This is a genomic window from Burkholderia sp. WSM2232 (assembly GCF_000472545.1).
Taxonomy (GTDB): Bacteria; Pseudomonadota; Gammaproteobacteria; order Burkholderiales; family Burkholderiaceae; genus Paraburkholderia.
The window spans coordinates 69,189-87,940 of record NZ_AWZV01000018.1; the positions used below are offsets into that span (position 1 = coordinate 69,189).

General features: G+C 65.8%; 16 protein-coding genes. 3 read left to right on the forward strand and 13 right to left on the reverse strand.

The window, feature by feature from the left end; translation table 11 throughout:
* Positions 1-14: 14 nt before the first annotated feature.
* The 13 genes from F757_RS0117960 to F757_RS0118020 form a co-directional block, all read right to left on the reverse strand.
* Positions 15-2,597 (reverse strand): ABC transporter permease, encoded by a 2,583-nt coding sequence (locus F757_RS0117960; protein ID WP_027212599.1) that lies wholly within the window; start codon positions 2,595-2,597, stop codon positions 15-17.
* Entirely contained in the window at positions 2,594-3,205 is a 612-nt protein-coding gene (locus F757_RS0117965) for a DUF4126 domain-containing protein (RefSeq protein WP_027212600.1), read from the reverse strand. The genes F757_RS0117960 and F757_RS0117965 overlap by 4 nt, the downstream gene beginning before the upstream one ends.
* Positions 3,206-3,441: 236 nt before the next feature.
* Entirely contained in the window at positions 3,442-3,762 is a 321-nt protein-coding gene (sugE, locus tag F757_RS0117970; protein ID WP_013339900.1) for a quaternary ammonium compound efflux SMR transporter SugE, read from the reverse strand.
* A gap of 119 nt (positions 3,763-3,881) precedes the next feature.
* Positions 3,882-4,580 carry a two-component system response regulator KdpE gene (kdpE, locus tag F757_RS0117975; RefSeq protein WP_027212601.1) on the reverse strand — a complete coding sequence of 233 codons (699 nt, stop codon included), beginning with the start codon at positions 4,578-4,580 and terminating at the stop codon, positions 3,882-3,884.
* On the reverse strand, positions 4,573-7,449 hold the full coding sequence (locus F757_RS0117980) for a DUF4118 domain-containing protein (RefSeq protein ID WP_027212602.1): 2,877 nt from the start codon (positions 7,447-7,449) through the stop codon (positions 4,573-4,575). The genes kdpE and F757_RS0117980 overlap by 8 nt, the downstream gene beginning before the upstream one ends.
* Positions 7,450-7,665: 216 nt before the next feature.
* On the reverse strand, positions 7,666-8,244 hold the full coding sequence (kdpC, locus tag F757_RS0117985) for a potassium-transporting ATPase subunit KdpC (RefSeq protein ID WP_027212603.1): 579 nt from the start codon (positions 8,242-8,244) through the stop codon (positions 7,666-7,668).
* Between the two features lie 24 nt (positions 8,245-8,268).
* Positions 8,269-10,365, reverse strand: coding sequence for a potassium-transporting ATPase subunit KdpB (kdpB, locus tag F757_RS0117990; protein WP_027212604.1), 2,097 nt, complete (start codon positions 10,363-10,365; stop codon positions 8,269-8,271).
* Between the two features lie 76 nt (positions 10,366-10,441).
* Positions 10,442-12,247 carry a potassium-transporting ATPase subunit KdpA gene (gene kdpA, locus F757_RS0117995; RefSeq protein ID WP_027212605.1) on the reverse strand — a complete coding sequence of 602 codons (1,806 nt, stop codon included), beginning with the start codon at positions 12,245-12,247 and terminating at the stop codon, positions 10,442-10,444.
* A complete protein-coding gene (kdpF, locus tag F757_RS0118000) occupies positions 12,244-12,336 on the reverse strand; it encodes a K(+)-transporting ATPase subunit F (protein ID WP_006048244.1) in 93 nt (30 codons plus the stop codon). The genes kdpA and kdpF overlap by 4 nt, the downstream gene beginning before the upstream one ends.
* Positions 12,333-12,446, reverse strand: a complete 114-nt coding sequence (locus tag F757_RS0118005; RefSeq protein ID WP_013339906.1) for a hypothetical protein — start codon at positions 12,444-12,446, stop codon at positions 12,333-12,335. Before F757_RS0118005 ends, kdpF begins: the two co-directional genes overlap by 4 nt.
* Positions 12,447-12,634: 188 nt before the next feature.
* Entirely contained in the window at positions 12,635-13,609 is a 975-nt protein-coding gene (locus F757_RS0118010) for a quinone oxidoreductase family protein (protein WP_027212606.1), read from the reverse strand.
* 63 nt (positions 13,610-13,672) lie between these two features.
* Positions 13,673-14,062 carry a methylglyoxal synthase gene (locus F757_RS0118015; protein ID WP_027212607.1) on the reverse strand — a complete coding sequence of 130 codons (390 nt, stop codon included), beginning with the start codon at positions 14,060-14,062 and terminating at the stop codon, positions 13,673-13,675.
* Between the two features lie 91 nt (positions 14,063-14,153).
* Positions 14,154-14,933, reverse strand: coding sequence for an SDR family oxidoreductase (locus F757_RS0118020; protein ID WP_027212608.1), 780 nt, complete (start codon positions 14,931-14,933; stop codon positions 14,154-14,156).
* Between the two features lie 263 nt (positions 14,934-15,196).
* Between F757_RS0118020 and upp the strand changes: the two genes are divergently transcribed.
* The 3 genes from upp to purD all read left to right on the forward strand — a co-directional run bounded on the left by upp (position 15,197) and on the right by purD (position 18,645).
* Positions 15,197-15,847: a uracil phosphoribosyltransferase gene (gene upp / locus F757_RS0118025; protein WP_027212609.1), complete on the forward strand. Its 651-nt coding sequence runs from the start codon at positions 15,197-15,199 to the stop codon at positions 15,845-15,847.
* 508 nt (positions 15,848-16,355) lie between these two features.
* Positions 16,356-17,084: a YebC/PmpR family DNA-binding transcriptional regulator gene (locus tag F757_RS0118035; RefSeq protein WP_027212611.1), complete on the forward strand. Its 729-nt coding sequence runs from the start codon at positions 16,356-16,358 to the stop codon at positions 17,082-17,084.
* Between the two features lie 262 nt (positions 17,085-17,346).
* A complete protein-coding gene (gene purD / locus F757_RS0118040) occupies positions 17,347-18,645 on the forward strand; it encodes a phosphoribosylamine--glycine ligase (RefSeq protein ID WP_027212612.1) in 1,299 nt (432 codons plus the stop codon).
* The last annotated feature ends 107 nt before the right edge of the window (positions 18,646-18,752 follow it).

An 18,752-nucleotide genomic window follows, 5' to 3' on the forward strand; every position in this document is an offset into this window, starting at 1 on the left:
AACCCGGAAAATAATCAGGCGTCCCGCAGCGACTGCAATGCGGGACGCGACAACACATGCCGCAAACTCAGCCAGCCTCCGACAGCCGCGCAGGCAATGCCCGCCACTACGCCGGCCGGCAGCAGCCACGGGTTGAACTCCAGATAGAACTGGAACACGCGGGTCGCGAGCACCCAGCCGATAATCTGCGCGCCGATTGCGGCCATCAGCCCGGCCAGCGCGCCAACCGCGACGAACTCCGCGACCTGCACCGTGCGCACCTGGCCGTGCGACGCGCCCAGCGCGCGCAGCAGTGCGGATTCTCGCATACGCTCGTCGCGTGTGCCGGCAAGCGCTGCGTACAGCACCAGCACGCCCGCCGCAAGCGTGAACGCGAACAGAAACTGCACGGCGCCGATCACCTGCTGCAGCACGCGCTGCACCTGCGCGAGAATTGGACCGGTGTCGATAGCCGTGAGGTTCGGATAGGCAGCGATCAGGCCGTCGATGGTCGCGCGTTTTTCCGGCGGCAAATGGAAACTGGTGATGAAGGTTGCCGGGAAATCCTGTAGCGCGGCGGGCGGCATCAGCACGAAGAAGTTGACCTTGAACGAACCCCAGTCGAGCTTGCGCACGCTCGTGACCGGCGCGTCGACCTGCAAGCCGGTGACGTCGAAGCGCAGTACGTCGCCGGGCTTCACGTTGATCAGCTTCGCGAGCCCTTCTTCAATCGAAATCTGCGGGGTCGTGGTGTCGCCGTACCACTTGCCGGCGGAAATACGATTGTCGTCCGGCAACTGCGTCGTGTACGACAGATTGAATTCGCGGTCGACCAGCCGCTTCGCGTCGTCGCCCTTGAACGAATCCGGGTTGACCGCAAGGCCGTTGATCGCCGTGAGGCGGCCGCGCACCATCGGCGAGAGCACCGTGCCGGGCACGCCGTGCGTGTTGAGATAACGGGTGACCGCTTCGCGCTGATCGGGCTGTATGTCGATGATGAATTCGTTCGGCGCATCGGGCGGCGTCGATTTGCGCCAGCCCGCCACCAGATCGTTGCGCGTCATCGCGATCAACAGCAGGCACATCAGGCCAATGCCGAGCGCGGTGATCTGCAACGCGCTCGCGCCGCTGCGCCGCTCGAGCGAAGCCAACGCGTAACGCCAGCCGATTCCTGCATTCACGCGCTCGCTGCGCACCACGCGCGCCGCAGCCCACAGCGCGAGCCGCGCGATGCAGGCGAACACCAGCAGCCCGCCCGCGAAACCGCCGGCGACAATGCCGCCGAGCTTCAGTTCGCCCGCCGCAACGATCAGCAGCGCGGCAAACAGCATGATGCCGACTCCGTATGCGGCCCACGCAGTGCGCCCGGCTTCCCCCCACTCGCGGCGCAGCACACGCACAGGCGGCACACGCGTGAGCGGCAACAGCGGCGGCAACGCGAAACCAAGCAGCAGCACGAGCCCCGCGGCAATGCCCTGGAGTGCTGGCCATGCGCTCGGGTACGGCAATTCGACGTCGATCAGACTGCCAAGCCAGGTCAGCAACGCGAGGTGGCCGAGAAACCCGAGCGCCACGCCGAGCATGCCGCCCGCAACCCCCACGCCGACGAATTCGAGCGTGAACAGTGCGCGCAACGTGGCCTGGCTGACTCCTAGACAGCGCATCGCCGCGCAGCCGTCCAGATGCCGCCGCATATACCGATGCGCGGCCATGGCAATGGCAACCGCCGCAAGCAGCGCGGTCAGCAGCGACACCAGCGTCAGGAAATGACTCGCGCGATCGAGCGTCTGCCGCACTTGCGGCTGGCCGTCCTGCAGCGATTCGAGCGCGACGCCGCGCATCTTGCCGCCATCCACCTTGCCATGCGCGAACTGCGCGAAGCGCGCCACCGGAGCGTCCGCGCCCGCCACCAGCAGCCGGTACGTGACGCGGCTGCCAAACGTGATCAGGCCGGTGGATTGCACTTCGTCGGCGCGCATCATCAGACGCGGCGAAAAGTTCACGAACGAGAAGCCGCGGTCCAGTTCGCGCGTAATCATCGCGCCGATCGTGAAGCTGCGGTTGCCGACCTTCACCGTGTCGCCGACCCGCACTTTCAGCGCGTCGAGCAGTTGCTGGTCGACCCACACGGTGCCCGGCGCCGGAATGGACTGTGCCGCGCGATCCGCCGCGCCTGGCCCGTGCGCGATGCGCAGCGCGCCGCGCAACGGATAACCCGGCGACACCGCCTTGATCGCGGCGAGCCGCGACACGGGCTGCGCGCCGGTCGAGTTGATCATGCTGGGAAAGATGGCCGTGGTCGCGGTGTTCAGGCCGAGCGCCGCGGCCTCGCGCGCGAACTGCGCGTCGACCGGATGATCGGCGCGCACGATGAAGTCGGCGGCAATCATGCGCCTTGCGTCGCGCTCCAACCCCTGATGCAGCCGGTCGGCGAGAAAGCCGACGCTGGAAAGCGCCGCCACGGCAAGCACGAGCGCAAGCAGCAGGATAGTGAGCTCGCCCGCGCGCCAGTCGCGCGCGGTCATGCGCAGCGCCTGGCGCAGCAGATCGGCGCGGCTAAAACGGCGCGCCGCCGGTGCGGCGACCCGCGCCGTTGAACGTCGAACCGTATCGCTCACTCGTGCCGGCTCCTCGCGAGGCGCGACACCATGTGCGTCGCCATGCCGCGAAAGCCGCCCTGCACGCCGCGCCACAAGCGCGGCAACACCCAGCCGGCGAGCACGAGAAAGCCCACGATCAGCACCAGGAACAGCAGCGGCACGAACAGCGCGAGCAGGATGCCGCCGAACACAAAGCCGTCTTCGGCGGTCGACGTGACGACATTGGACACCGGCTCCGGCGACAGATTGATCAACGCGCGGGTGCCCGCTTTCGTCAGATGCGCGGTGCCCGCAAGCGTGCCGCCCGCGAGCGCGGCGACCGTCAGCAGCGCCGGATCGGCGTGACCGAGCGCGCCGGCCGCAAGCATCGCGCCGGCCGGAATGCGGATGAAGGTGTGAACCGCGTCCCACAGCGAATCGAACGCGGGAATCTTGTCGGCGAGAAATTCGGTGACGGTCAGCACGGCCGCCACGCCGATCACCCAAGGCGAGGACAGCGCGGACAACGTATCGGGAAGATGGACGAGGCCGAGGCGCTCGAATACGCCGGCCAGCAGGACCGTCAGGTAGAGGCGCAGGCCGCTGCCCCATGAGAGCCCCGCAGCAAGCGAAAGTGATTCAAGCATGGCCGCCTCCAGGCTCGCCGCGCGCGCCGGGCGCTCCGGGAGGCCAATCAGCAATGAGCCGCCACACCGAAGTCGTCAGACCCGCGCCAAGCCGGCCGCGCCGAGCAGGCCGCGGGCAACTTCAGGTTGGTGTCGATCTCATTATAGCCACGTTAATTCGCAGAACGCAGAGTGGCCCGCAAATTGGCGGCTCGGGCGGCTCGAGCCGGCCCGGGTTCATGCTGCCGCTGCCGCGCTCAGTGTCCGGACGACAGCTTGAGCCCGATCAGTCCGACGACGATCAGCGCCGCGCTCGCCACGCGCGCAAGCGTCAGCGCTTCCCCCATCATGACGATGCCGAACACGAAAGCGCCGACCGCGCCGATGCCCGTCCACACCGCGTAGGCTGTGCCGAGCGGCAACTGCCGCATTGCCATGGCCAGCAGGACAAAGCTGCCAGTTGCGGTGACGAGGGTGAAAACAGAAGGCCACAGGCGCGTGAAACCTTCGGAGCTCTTGAGGCCCGCCGCCCAGGCGACTTCCAGCAGACCGGCGATGAACAGAAGAATCCAGGACATGGAACAGCTCCATGATCAGATGGGGCCGTCCCCGTTTGTGAATAGCGTAAGGCCGTCCTTACGGTCAGTAATTATAACGGCGCCGCCGTGGTTGTGCCCGGCTGCACGCGCCGCGATGCTCAGGCCACGCCGACCAGCCGGTAGCCCACGCCCGTCTCCGTGACGATGTGCTCGGGCTGTGCGGGGTCGCGCTCGAGCTTGCCGCGCAGATGCGCCATGTAGATGCGCAGATAGTGATGGCTCTCCACGTGTGACGGCCCCCAGACATCGCGCAGCAGTTGCCGGTGCGTCAGCACGCGGCCGGCATGGCGCACCAGCGTCGCGAGCAGCCGGTATTCGATGGGCGTCAGATGAACCGCCACGCCGTCGCGCGTGACCTGCCGCAACGCGAGATCCACACTCACCGCGCCGAAGCGCACCTGCGGCGATTCGTTCGCACCGCCCTGATTGCGCCGCCGCAGATGCGCGCGAATCCGCGCGAGCAGTTCCGACACGCCGAACGGCTTGGTGAGGTAGTCGTCGGCGCCGGCATCGAGCGCCGCGACCTTTTCGCTTTCCTGGGTGCGTGCCGACAGCACGATCACCGGCAATTCGCTCCAGCCGCGCAGTTCGCGGATCACGTCGAGCCCGTCGGTGTCGGGCAGGCCGAGATCGACGATGACGAGGTCGGGCTTGCGCGTCGCGGCTTCCACGAGACCCTGCTTGCCGGTTTCGGCGTCGTGCACGACCATGCCCTCGCCTTCGAGCGCGGCGCGCACGAAACGGCGGATCTGCTTTTCGTCTTCGATCAGAACGACGGTGATGCTGAGGTCACTCATGGGGGGGCCTGGCGGGCTCAGTCGGGGGNGGGTGGGGACGGAGATTGTCGGCGGATTCGTCTTCCAGCGCATCGGCAGCGTGCGTTACGTCGGGCGGCGTGTCCACCGGCAGCGTAAACCAGAAACGCGCGCCTTCGACACGGCCCACGGCTCGTCCCGTCGCAGCCAGCGGCCCTGCATCTTGCGCCGATAAACGATTGATCGCGCCTATGCTGCCGCCGTGCGCCTCGACAATCGCGCGGCAAATCGCAAGGCCGAGGCCGATGCCGGGCTTCGCCGACTCCTTCTCGCCGCGCGTGAATTTCTCGAACACGCGTGCTTCCATGCCTGCGGGCAGGCCGGGCCCGTTATCGTCGACGTTCACGCGCACGAACGACTTGCCGTCCTCGTCGAAGCGCTGCGCGCCGATGGTCAACGGCGTACCTGGCGGCGTGTATTTCGCGGCGTTTTCGAAAAGGTTCGAGAAGAGCCGCTCCATCAGCACGGCGTCGAGGTGAAGCAATGGCAAATCGGCTGCCAGTTCGACCCGAACCGGGCGCCCGGCCAGCACGCGGCGGCAGGCGCGCAGCGCGGCGCCCACGGTTTCCTCCAGCAGCGTCCACTGGCGGTTCAGTTGCAGGCTGCCCGCCTGCAGGCGCGCCATGTCGAGCAGATTCGTCACGATGCCCGTCATGCGCAGCGCTTCTTCATGGATCGCTTCCACGAGTTCATCGTCGCGCCGCGCGTCCCCCGCATGCTTACGCGATTGCGCGAGCATAGACGAAAAGCCCACGATGGTCGTGAGCGGCGTACGCAAGTCGTGCGAAATCGCAGACAGCAGCGAGTTGCGCAATCGTTCGGATTCCATACTGACCAGCGCGTCGCGCGCGATGTCCACGTAATGCACGCGTTCCAGCGCGAGCGCGATTTGTGCGGCGAAGGCGTCGAGCATGCGTTGCTGCTCGGGCACGCTCAGTTCGCGTTCGTCGCGCAACACCACGGCGAGCACGCCGCGCGTGCGCATCGGGGCCTTCAGCGGAAGATACAGGGCGGCGGCCGCCGGCAGCGTATCGGTGCCGTGCCCCGCCGGCTTCTGGTGATCGTAGGTCCACTGGCCGACGTCGGTATCGAGGAGCTCGCCCTCGAGCGTGATCGCTGCGTCCGCGTCTTCGATCTTCTGCCGGACCCGATCCGCGCTGTCGGGCAGCAGGATCGCGACGCGCGCGCCGAACACCTCGCTCACGTGGCGGCTGCCGATGCCGACAATCTGCTCGGCGGTCAGCGCAGCAGCGAGTTCGCGCGCCATCGCATACATCGCACCCGTGCGCTGTTCGCGGCGCCGTGCGACCCGCGCTTCGCGCCGCAAGCTCGACGTGAGATGGCTGATCACCAGCGAAGTCAGCAACATGCCGAAGAACGTCAGCAGATACTGCGTGTCCGACACCGACAACGACAAGCGCGGCGGCACGAAGAAAAAGTCAAAGGCCGCCACGCTCATGAACGACAGCAACACGCCGGGCCCGCGTCCCAGCTTCGCCGCGGCAAAGATCACGCCGAGCAGGTACAGCATGACGAGGTTGGTCAGATCAATACGGGCGAGCAACTGGCTCGCCACCACGGTAATGCCCGCGCAGATCGCCAGTGCAAACGCGTAGGCGCGGGGCGGCGAGCGGCGCTCGCGCGCGGCGCTCAACGCGTCGCGCCAGGCGTTGGCGGTCGTGTCGAGCAGCCGGCGCTGCTCGCCGCTGCCACCGGCGGACGACAGGCCAATCAGCGTGATGTCGGCATGGCTTCCCTGCTCGGCGAGGCGCTCGCCAAGCGGCCGGCGCAACCAGCGTGCGATGCCGGTTCGCGTCGATGCACCCGCCACCAGCTTCGACACGTTGCGAGCCTGCGCATAACCGGTGAGCGCGGCAACCGCATCGGTGCCGGCGAGCGTGGCGGTTTCCGCACCCAGTTCCGCGGCAAGCTTCAACGCATTGAGCGTGCGTTCGCGACGCGCGTCGGGCAAGCGCTGCAAGGCGGGCGTTTCGACATACACGGCGATCCAGTCCGCCTTCAGACTGGCGGCAAGACGCGCCGCCGCGCGCACCAGCATCGGCGCTTCGGGACCGGGGCCCACGCACACCAGCAAGCGCTCGCGCGCCTGCCAGATGCGTTCGATCGAACGGTCTGCGCGATACTCGTGCATCTGCGCATCGACACGGTCCGCCGTGCGGCGCAGCGCAAGCTCGCGCAGCGCGATCAGATTGCCTTTGCGAAAGAAATTGCGCACCGCGCGCTCGGCCTGCTGCGCGAGGTACACCTTGCCGTCGCGCATGCGATCGAGCAGTTCCTCGGCAGGCAGATCGACCAGCGTGACTTCATCGGCGCGATCGAACACGCGGTCAGGCACCGTCTCCCACACGCGAATGCCGGTGATCTGTCCCACCACGTCGTTCAGGCTTTCCAGATGCTGAACGTTGACCGTGGTGTACACGTCGATGCCGGCGTCGAGCAGTTCATAGACGTCCTGCCAGCGCTTCAGATGCCGCGCGCCCTGCACGTTCGAATGCGCAAGCTCGTCGACGAGTATTAGTTGCGGCTTGCGCGCAAGCGCCGCGTCGAGGTCGAATTCGCCGAGCTTGCGGCCACGGTATTCGATCTGCGCAAGCGGCAACAGGTCGAGACCTTCGAGCAGCGCCGCCGTTTCGCCGCGCCCATGCGTTTCGGCGATACCGACCAGCACGTCCGCGCCTTCGTCGCGACGGCGACGCGCCGCCTGCAACATCGCATAGGTCTTGCCGACGCCCGCCGACGCGCCGAAGAAAATCTTCAGCTTGCCGCGCTGACGTTTTTGTTCGTCACGCTGCAGTTTGTCGAGCAGTTCGTCAGGATCGGGGCGGTTCATGCGTTGGTGTTGTCGTTGTATGCGTGCGGTTTTGTGTGCGTTGGTGTGTGCGGTTTTGCGTGCAATGGTGGCACGCCGGCGGCTTCGCGGCAAATGGGCCTCGCATGGTCACCATTCACGCGCACACATGCCGCCCGCCCATCGGCCTAGTGACGCCACCATCCACGCACATCAGCAAAACGCCACGGACGCAACCGCTTTACGCGACCACGGCACTCAACCACGAGTCCTTTCGTCGAGTGCGAGGTTCAGTTGCAGCACATTCACGCGTGGCTCGCCCAGCACGCCAAATTGACGCCCGCTCGTATACCGCTCAACCAGCGCTTCTACGTCGTTCGTCGCCAGCCCGCGCGCTTTTGCCACTCGCGCGATCTGATACGCGGCGGCCGCCGGGCTGATCTCGGGGTCGAGACCGCTGCCCGACGAGGTCACGAGATCCACCGGCACCGGCTTCGAAAGATCTGTACCGGCGGCCTTCAACGCGTCGATGCGGCCTTTCATTTCGTCGAGCAACGCAGGATTGGTCGGCCCGAGGTTCGAGCCGCCCGAAGCCTGCGCGTTATAGGGCATGGGACTCGTCGCCGACAGGCGTCCCCAGAAGTACTGAGGCGCGTCGAACTGCTGACCGATCAGCTTCGAGCCGACCACCTTGCCGTCGTGCTCGATCAGACTGCCATTCGCTTCGTCGTGCATGAGCGTCTGACCGAGCGCGGTCACCAACGCAGGATAAGCGAGACCGGTCACGGCGCTCAGCACCGCAAAAATGACGATCAACGGACGCAACAGATTCTTCATGATGATTGTTTCCTCGTAACTGCCTTAGACCCAGCCGCATGCGGCCAGCACCATATCGATCAACTTGATGCCGATGAACGGCACCACGATTCCGCCGAGCCCGTAGACGAGCAGATTGCGCCGCAACAGAACGGCCGCGCCAAGCGCGCGATACCGCACGCCCTTCAACGCGAGCGGTATCAGCAGCACGATAATCAGCGCATTGAAAATGACTGCCGACATGATCGCGGAGGCGGGCGTCGCGAGATGCATCACGTTGAGCGCATTCAACGCCGGATAAGTGGTCGCGAACGCGGCCGGAATGATCGCGAAGTATTTGGCGAGGTCGTTTGCAATCGAGAACGTGGTCAGGGAGCCGCGCGTCATCAGCATCTGCTTGCCGATCTCAACGATCTCGATCAGCTTGGTCGGATTCGAATCCAGGTCCACCATGTTGCCGGCTTCTTTCGCGGCCTGCGTGCCGGTGTTCATCGCCACTGCGACATCGGCCTGTGCGAGCGCGGGCGCGTCGTTGGTGCCGTCGCCGGTCATCGCGACGAGCCGGCCTTCGGCCTGATGCGCGCGAATCGTGGCGAGCTTCGCTTCGGGCGTGGCTTCAGCAAGGAAATCGTCCACGCCGGCTTCGGCCGCGATTGCCGCCGCGGTCAGGCGGTTGTCGCCCGTCACCATCACGGTCTTGATGCCCATCTTGCGCAGTTCGGCAAAGCGCTCCTTGATGCCGCCTTTCACCACGTCCTTCAACTCGATCACGCCCAGTACGCGCGCGCCCTGCTGCCCTTTCTCCGCGACCACGAGCGGCGTGCTGCCGCGCCGCGCGACCTCCGCCACCGCGTTGCTGACTTCGTGCGGAAAGCGGCCGCCGTGCGCTTCGACGTAGTGCTTCACGGCGTCGGCCGCGCCCTTGCGGATTTCCCGGTTGGGAAGATCGACGCCGCTCATGCGCGTTTGCGCGGTGAACGCGAGAAACTCCGCGTGCAGCGACGCCATATCGCGCTGCCGGATATTGAAGCGCTGCTTGGCGAGCACGACGATGCTGCGGCCTTCGGGTGTCTCGTCGGCGAGCGACGAAAGCTGGGCCGCGTCCGCAAGCGCCTCCTCGGTGAGACCTGGCGCAGGTATGAACAGCGACGCCTGGCGGTTGCCGAGCGTGATCGTGCCGGTCTTGTCGAGCAGCAGCACGTCCACGTCGCCAGCCGCTTCCACCGCGCGGCCCGAAGTGGCAATGACATTCGCCTGCATCATGCGGCTCATGCCGGCCACGCCGATTGCCGATAACAATCCGCCGATAGTGGTTGGAATCAGGCACACCAGCAGCGCGACCAGGGCGGTAATCGTCACCACGTGCCCCGCCGCATTTGCCAGATGCGCGGCTTCCACCGAAAACATCGAGAACGGCAGCAACGTCGCGGTGGCGAGCAACATGACGATGGTCAACGCAACCAGCAGAATGGTCAGCGCGATCTCGTTGGGCGTTTTTTGCCGCTTCGCGCCCTCGACCATTGCGATCATGCGATCGAGAAACGCCTCGCCCGGGTTCGCGGTGACGCGTACCACGATCCAGTCGGAGAGCACGCGCGTGCCGCCCGTGACCGACGAGAAGTCGCCGCCCGACTCGCGGATCACCGGCGCGGATTCGCCGGTGATCGCCGATTCGTCGACCGAGGCGACGCCCTCGAGCACTTCGCCGTCGGCGGGAATCACGTCGCCAGTCTCGACCAGCACGACGTCGCCGCGGCGCAGATCCGAAGCCGTGACGATACGCACCGGCGACTTCGGATGCGGCTCGTTGAGCTTTTTCGCCATCACGTCTTTCTTCGCGCTGCGCAGCGCCGCAGCCTGCGCTTTCGAGCGCCCCTCGGCGAGCGCTTCCGCGAAGTTCGCGAACAGCACCGTGAACCACAACCACAGCGTGACGGCGAGAATGAAGCCCGCGGGCGCCTCGGCCTCGCCGGCGAGCGCGGCGAACCATAGAACCGTCGTCAGGATGCTGCCCACGTAGACGCAGAACATCACGGGATTACGCAACTGCGTGCGCGGCGTGAGTTTCTTGAATGAGTCCATGATCGCCGGGCGCAGCAGCGCCGGGTCGAACATGGATCCCGTTGCAGTATGTTCAGTCATTGAATCCTCGAAATTCGCATTGCCTGCTGACGCGCGCGCGAGCGCGCATCGACTCGCTGCCTGTCATCGCGCCGCGTCAGTGCGCGCCCATCATCGTCAGATGTTCGACGCCGGGGCCGAGCGCCAGCGCGGGCACGTAGGTGAGCGCGCCGACAAGCAGCACGGTGCCGAGCAACAGCACGACGAAGAGCGGACCATGCGTGGGCAAGGTGCCGCCCGTCACGCCGATACGTTTCTTTGCGGCCAGCGAGCCGGCAATCGCGAGCACCGGAACGATGGTGCCGAAGCGGCCGAACCACATCGCGATGGCGGTCAGCCAGTTGTAGAACGGCGTGCCCACGGTCAGGCCCGCGAACGCGCTGCCGTTGTTGTTCGCAGCGGAGCTGAACGCGTAGAGAATTTCGGAGAAGCCGTGCGCACCCGGGTTCGCGATACCCGCCTTGCCGGCGTCGCTCAGCACCGCGATCGAGGTGCCGACCAGCACCAGCAGCGGCGTCAGCAGCACGACAATGGAGACCATCTTCATCTCATACGCTTCGATCTTCTTGCCGACATACTCGGGCGTGCGGCCGATCATCAGACCCGCCACGAACACCGCGAGCAATGCGAATACGAGCATGCCGTACAGCCCCGAGCCGACCCCGCCGAAAATGACTTCGCCAAGCTGCATCAACAGCAGCGGATAGAGCCCGCCAAGCGGCGTGAGCGAGTCGTGCATGTTGGCGACTGCGCCGCACGAAGCCGCTGTGGTCGCAATCGTAAAGATGCCGGACTGTGCGATGCCGAAGCGTGTTTCCTTGCCCTCCGTGTTGCCGCCGGACTGCATGGCGTTCGCCGACTGGTCCACATGCAACGCGGCAAACGCGGGATTGCCGCCCTGCTCCGCACCTATCTCGGCGAATACGCACACGCCGAACGCAATGGTCATCGCAGCGAGTACCGCAATGCCCTGGCGGCGGTCCGCGATCACCCGGCCGAACACCAGCGCGAGCGCCGCCGGAATGATCAGGATGGCGAACATTTGCAGGAAGTTGGAGAACGGTGTCGGATTTTCAAAAGGGTGCGCCGAGTTGCCGTTGAAAAAGCCGCCGCCGTTCGTGCCGAGCATCTTGATCGCTTCCTGCGAAGCGACCGGGCCCATCGCGAGAGTCTGCGTGCTGACGGGCGTATCGACAGTCAGCGCATTGCCCTTCGCGTCCTTCAGCGGATTGCCCTGCGCATCCAGCTTCGGCGCGGCGTAGCTCGTGGTCTGCAAGGTGGATACGTTCTCGTAGGCCTTGAAATTCTGGATCACGCCCTGGCTCATCAGCAGCGTGGCGAGAATGATCGACATCGGCAGCAGGACGTATAGCGCGACGCGCGTCAGGTCGACCCAGAAGTTGCCGATGGTCTGCGCGGTATGACGCGCGAAACCGCGCAGCAGCGCAATCGCCACCACGATGCCGGTCGCAGCGGACAGGAAGTTCTGCACGGTCAAGCCGAGCATCTGCGTGAGGTAGCCGACCGTTTGCTCGGGCGTGTAGTCCTGCCAGTTGGTGTTGGTCACGAAACTGACGGCGGTGTTGAACGCGCCGTCTACGGTCATCGCGCCCAGTTGCTGCGGATTGCCGGGCAGCCAGCCTTGCACGCGCAACAGCACGTACAGGAACACCGCGCCGAGGACGTTGAATGCAATCGTGGCGACCGCGTACTGCTTCCAGCTCATTTCGCTCGACGGGTCCACACCGGCCATGCGATACAGGAGCCGCTCGAGCGGCGCGCCGATGCGCAGCACGCGCGAGCTGCCGTCCATCACGCCGCCGAGATAGCGCGCGAGCGGCACCGCCGCGGCAAGCAGCACAACGATGAAGAGCCCGGCCTGCAGAACATTGTTCGAATTCATTCGATGTCCTCCGCGCGCAAAAGCGCATAGACCAGGTACGCGAACAGCAGCGCGGTCGCGGCGCCCGACATCCACAGCATCCAGTTCATGAGCGCGCTCCCTGCCCGCGCCGCGACAGCAGCAGCTTCTCGCAGCCGGCGATCAGTGCAAAGGTCAGCGCGGCAAAAAGCGCAATGGCCCCGACGTACAGCACATCCATTTTTGTTCTCCATTGACGGACTTTGGATAGCCGCAACGATAGTCGCGAGCGCGTAAAGACCTGGTCAAAGCTCGCACAGGCCGTATAAAAATCGCGTAAACGGAGAGAACCGACAGCCATAAGAACCAAGGGCCGCTCCATCGTGAGATGGAACGGCCCTTGTGGTCCGCCAAAAAAACGTGACGAGGCTACGGCAGCAGGATCGTCGAGCCGGTAGTCTTGCGCGCTTCGAGGTCCGCGTGCGCCTGTCCGACGTCGGCGAGCGCGTAGCGCTGATTGATGCTCGTCTTAACCTTGCCCGAAGTCAGCACGCCGAACAGGTCGGCGGTCATCGCCTCGTAGTCGCTGCGCTTGCCTATATACGTGAACAGCGTGGGACGCGTGAAGAACAGCGAGCCGCGTCCCGCGAATTCCGACGAGTCGATAGGCGGCAGCGGCCCGGACGCATTGCCGAAGCTCACGAACATGCCGAGCGGCGCGAGGCAATCCAGAGAGCCGGCAAACGTGTCTTTGCCGATGGAGTCGTACACGACCGGCACGCCCGCGCCGTTGGTGATCTCGCGCACGCGCTTCGTGAAGTTCTCGCGCGTGTAGACGATGGCGTGGTCGCACCCGTGCGCTTTGGCGATCTCCGCTTTTTCGTCGGAGCCCACGGTGCCGATCACGGTCGCGCCGAGCGCCTTCGCCCACTGGCAAACCAGCAGGCCGACGCCGCCCGCCGCGGCCTGAATCAGGATCGTGTCGCCGGCTTTCACCGGGTACGTGCGGCGCAGCAGGTATTGCGCGGTGAGCCCTTGCAGCATCACCGAGGCGGCCTGTTCGTCGCTGATCGCGTCCGGCAGCCTGATCACCTGCGCCGCCGGCAGCACGCGCTCCTGCGCATAGGCGCCGGGCGGCCGCGCCACGTAGGCGACGCGGTCGCCCGCTTGCAGACCGCTCACACCCGTACCGACCGCCGTCACTTCTCCGGCGGCTTCCATGCCGAGGCCGCCCGGCAAGGGCAGCGGATACAGGCCGGTGCGAAAGTACACGTCGATATAGTTGAGCCCGACCGCCGTCTGACGGATGCGGATTTCGCCCGCCGCCGGCTCGCCCACTTCGACGTCGACCCATTTCATCACTTCGGGCCCGCCGGTTTTATCGAATCGGATTGCTTTGACCATTCACGTCTCCTTGATGGCGAATGCCGGCTGATGGTGTCGCCGGAATACCCGGCGCATGCAGCGTCAGACCTGTTGCGTGAGGCGCAGTGTCAGCACGTCGAGAACCATGCGCGCCGTCGAAATGTTGGTCGCGCACGGAATGTTGTGCACGTCGCACGCGCGCACCAGCGCGTTGATGTCCGGCTCGTGCGGTTGCGGCGTCATCGGATCGCGCAGGAAAATCACCATGTCCACGCGCCCTTCCGCGAGTTGCGCGCCGATCTGCAGGTCGCCGCCATGCGGACCGGACAGCATGCGCTCCACCTGCAGGCCATGTGCTTCGCTGATGCGCCCGCCCGTCGTGCCGGTCGCGATGATGTCGCAGCGCCGCAGCGTGTCGACGTATTCGCCGGCGAGGCGGACGATGTCGTCCTTCTTGTGATCGTGCGCGATCAGCGCGATGCGGGTGGTCATGACGTAAGACTCCTCAAACCGTTGTGATTGTCGTTGTTGTGATGCCGCGGCGGCTGTTGCAGCGGCTGTTGCGGCGACGCAGGTATGCGCATCAGAACGTGCCGGGATACGCGCCGCCGTCGATCAGCCAGTTCTGCCCTGTGATGTAACCGGCATGCACGCTGCACAGGAAGGCACAGGCGCGGCCGAACTCGTCGGGCGTGCCGAAGCGGCCGGCGGGAATCGCCTTCATGCGCTGCTGGCGCGCTTCGTCGACGGAAATGTTGGTTGCTTTGGCCGTGGCAGCCATGGTGACGGCGATGCGGTCCGTGTCGAACATGCCCGGCAGCAGATTGTTGATCGTCACGCCGGTGGACGCCACCCTGCGCGCGAGGCCCGCGACAAAGCCGGTGAGTCCCGAACGCGCGCCGTTGGAAAGGCCCAGCACGTCAATAGGCGCCTTCACCGCCGAACTCGTGATGTTGACGATGCGCCCGTAGCCGCGCGCGCTCATCGAGTCGATGGTCGCGCGGATCAGTTCGATGGGCGTGAGCATGTTGCTCTCGAGCGCGCGAATCCAGTCGTCGTGCGTGAAGTTGCGGAAGTCGCCCGGCGGCGGCCCTCCCGCGTTATTGACGAGGATGTCCGGCTGCGGGCACACCGCTAGCGCCGCGGCCCGGCCTTCGGGCGTGGTGATGTCGCACGCGACCGTCTTCACTTCGACACCGCTTTGGCGGCGAATGTGTGCGGCCGTCGCCTCGAGCGTTTCGGAGGTGCGCGCGACGATCGTCAGATTGACGCCCTCGGCCGCGAGCGCTTCGGCGCAGCCGCGCCCCAGCCCCTTGCTCGCCGCGCAAACCAGCGCCGTGCGCCCTGCCATTCCCATGTCCATGTGTCCGTCTCCTCGTTGGCATCGTGCCGATGGTTGCAAAGTTTCCCCCGATTCTAGAAGAATCGGTGCCAGGCTGCGCCGGGCGGCTGCAATCTCCGGTATCTTCGGGTGGCACTCTTTCGGTAAACTTGCGCCGTGGCGCGTTTGCCGGCTGTCGGAAGTGGTTTGGCCGGCCGGCGGCGCGCCGAACCGATTTCCGGATCGCCATGGATCGACCTGAATCGACCCGGATCGACCTTTCACCCGCCGCTCGCGCCCCCGCCATGACTCAGGACAGCCGTTTCCCCAATCTCTTCATCCTCGATCACCCGCTGATCCAGCACAAGCTGTCGCACATGCGCGACCGGGACACCTCCACGCGTACGTTCCGTGAACTGCTGCGCGAGATCACGCTGCTGATGGGCTACGAGATCACCCGCAATCTGCCGATGACCACGCGCCGCCTGAACACGCCGCTCGTCGAAATCGACGCGCCAGTGATCGCCGGCAAGAAGCTCGCCATCGTGCCGGTGCTGCGCGCGGGCATCGGCATGTCGGACGGCTTGCTGGAGCTCGTGCCGTCGGCCCGCGTGGGCCACATCGGCGTCTATCGCGCCGAGGACCACCGGCCGGTGGAATATCTGGTGCGCCTGCCCGACCTGGAAGACCGGGTGTTCATTCTGTGCGACCCGATGGTCGCGACCGGCTATTCCGCCGTGCATGCGGTCGACGTGCTCAAGCGCCGCAACGTGGCCGCCGAAAACATCCTGTTCCTCGCGCTGGTGGCGGCGCCCGAGGGCGTGCAGGTGTTCCAGGACGCGCATCCCGACGTGAAGCTTTACGTGGCCTCGCTCGACTCGCATCTGAACGAGCACGCGTACATCGTGCCGGGTCTCGGCGACGCGGGCGACCGCCTGTTCGGCACCAAAAACTGAGGCGTGGTTGAAAAACTGCCGTGCGTCGTGTGTTTCGCGCCGCTAACGCCCGGTTTTCGCACACTTTTCATGCCGTTTCGCGCCACGCCGGCCGCTGCCGCAGCCTCGCGGCGTGATAAAATCCGATTCCGCCTGAATCGCGGCCTTGCACGCCATGCGAGGCGCGGCGGGCATTCCAATGCGCCATGCGAGCTCGCCCGGACAAGCGGCGAGCGCATGCGCGGTGTGTGCCGCGCACGATGGCCCGTCCGGCTTGCCGGAGCGAGCTTGCGAGCCGCGGTGTTGACGCAGATGCGTCCGCAAAGGCAAACGCGGGCGCGCACGCCAGCGCACACCCAGACGCGCACGCAAAGACGGGCGCGGCGGCCGGCCGGACGCGGCGCAAAGCGGGCGGGCAGAATCACCGGCAAGGTTTGACATCGAGGCGCGCCTTTTACGAGCGCCCGAAAAATCGCAACGACAATTGCACAATGCGGGCGCCCCACTGGCGCGCGCGACGGAGAAAGGTATGGCGGGTCATTCGAAATGGGCCAACATCAAGCATAAGAAAGCAGCGGCCGACGCCAAGCGCGGCAAGGTCTGGACGCGGCTCATCAAGGAAATCCAGGTCGCGGCGCGCATGGGCGGCGGCGACATCGACTCGAACCCGCGTCTGCGGCTCGCCGTCGAAAAGGCGTACGACGCCAACATGCCCAAAGACAACGTCAACCGGGCGATCCAGCGCGGCGTGGGCGGCGTGGACGGCGCGAACTACGAGGAAATCCGCTACGAAGGCTACGGCATCGGCGGTGCGGCGGTGATCGTCGACACCATGACCGACAACCGTACGCGCACGGTGGCGGAAGTGCGCCACGCGTTCTCCAAGAACGGCGGCAACATGGGCACGGACGGCTCGGTGTCGTTCATGTTCGATCACGTCGGCCAGTTCCTGTTCGCACCAGGCACGCCGGAAGACAAGCTGATGGAAGCCGCGCTCGAAGCCGGTGCAGACGACGTCGTCACGAATGAAGACGGCAGCATTGAGGTGCTGTGCCCGCCGAACGACTTCCCGAAGGTCAAGGCCACGCTGGAAGCGGCCGGCTTCAAGGCCGAAGTGGCCGAGGTCACGATGAAACCCCAGACGGAAGTCGAGTTCACCGGCGACGACGCGGTGAAGATGCAGAAGCTGCTCGACGCGCTGGAAAATCTGGACGACGTGCAGGAAGTCTATACAAACGCCGCGATCGCCGACGAATGAAGCCGCTTGCCGGCGAGTGCCACGCTTTTGCCGCGCTTTTGCAACGCTTGCGCCGCGCACGCCGCCGGAACACTTCATCGTTGCTGCTGAACGGGCGTCGCCGAGCCGGCGCGTCGGTGTCCCTGCGCCGCTTTCATCCGGGTCCGCCATGCGTTGCGCCCGCCTCGCCCGGCGGCGAGCATGGCGGAACTCATTGTTATTGCACGGCTCGCCGCCGCATCGGGCGGGCGCCGTTTTTGGTTTCTAAGTTTCGGGGATTCACATGAAGTTACTCGTCGTCGGTTCCGGCGGTCGCGAACATGCGCTCGCGTGGAAGCTCGCGCAGTCGCCGCGGGTCCAGCTCGTCTACGTGGCTCCTGGCAACGGCGGCACCGCCCAGGACGAGCGCCTGCGCAACGTCGACATTACCGAGCCCGAAGCGCTCGCCGATTTTGTCGAGAAAGAACAGATCGCCTTCACGCTGGTCGGGCCGGAAGCGCCGCTCGCGGCGGGCATCGTCAATCTGTTCCGCTCGCGTGGGCTGAAGATTTTCGGGCCGACCAGGGAAGCGGCGCAGCTCGAAAGCTCGAAAGACTTCGCGAAGGCGTTCATGAAGCGTCACGCGATCCCGACGGCCGAGTACGAAACCTTCGCCGACGTCGCCGCCGCGCACGCGTATCTCGACGCCAAGGGCGCGCCCATCGTCATCAAGGCGGACGGCCTCGCTGCCGGCAAGGGCGTCGTAGTCGCGCAAACGCTGGAAGAAGCGCACGCCGCCGTGGACATGATGCTGTCGGACAACAAGCTCGGCGACGCGGGCGCGCGCGTGGTGATCGAAGAGTTTCTGGCCGGCGAGGAAGCAAGCTTCATCGTGATGGTGGACGGCAAGCACGTGCTGCCGCTCGCGTCGAGCCAGGACCACAAGCGTCTGCTCGACGGCGATCAGGGCCCGAACACCGGCGGCATGGGCGCCTATTCGCCCGCGCCGATCGTCACGCCGCAACTGCACGCGCGCGTGATGCGCGAAATCATCCTGCCGACGGTGCGCGGCATGGAGAAGGAAGGCATCCGCTACACCGGCTTTCTGTACGCCGGCCTGATGATCGACGCGCAAGGCAATCCGAAGACGCTCGAGTTCAACTGCCGTATGGGCGACCCCGAAACGCAGCCGATCATGGCGCGTCTGAAGGGCGACTATTCAAAGGTGGTCGAGCAGGCCATCGCCGGCACGCTGGACACGGTCGAACTGGAGTGGGACCGCCGCACCGCGCTCGGCGTGGTGCTCGCCGCGCACAACTATCCTGACACGCCGCGCAAGGGCGACCGCATCAACGACATTCCCGCTGAAACGGCGGATTCGGTCACTTTCCACGCGGGCACCACGCTTACGGACGGCAAGCTGCTGACCTCCGGCGGACGCGTGCTGTGTGTGGTGGGCCTGGCCGATTCCGTGCGCAGCGCGCAGTCGGTCGCATACGAAACAATCAACCAGATTTCGTTCGACGGCATGCAATACCGGCGCGACATTGGCTATCGCGCGCTGAACCGCAAGCACGACGCCAGGACCGAAGGGAAGCACTGAGACGCCGTCCGCTGCGCCCGGGCGTGGCGCCAACGGCGCTAAACTGCGGGTGCGCGGCGGCGCATCACGACGAACCTGCGGCACCCGCGTGCCGCCTTCAGCACCTG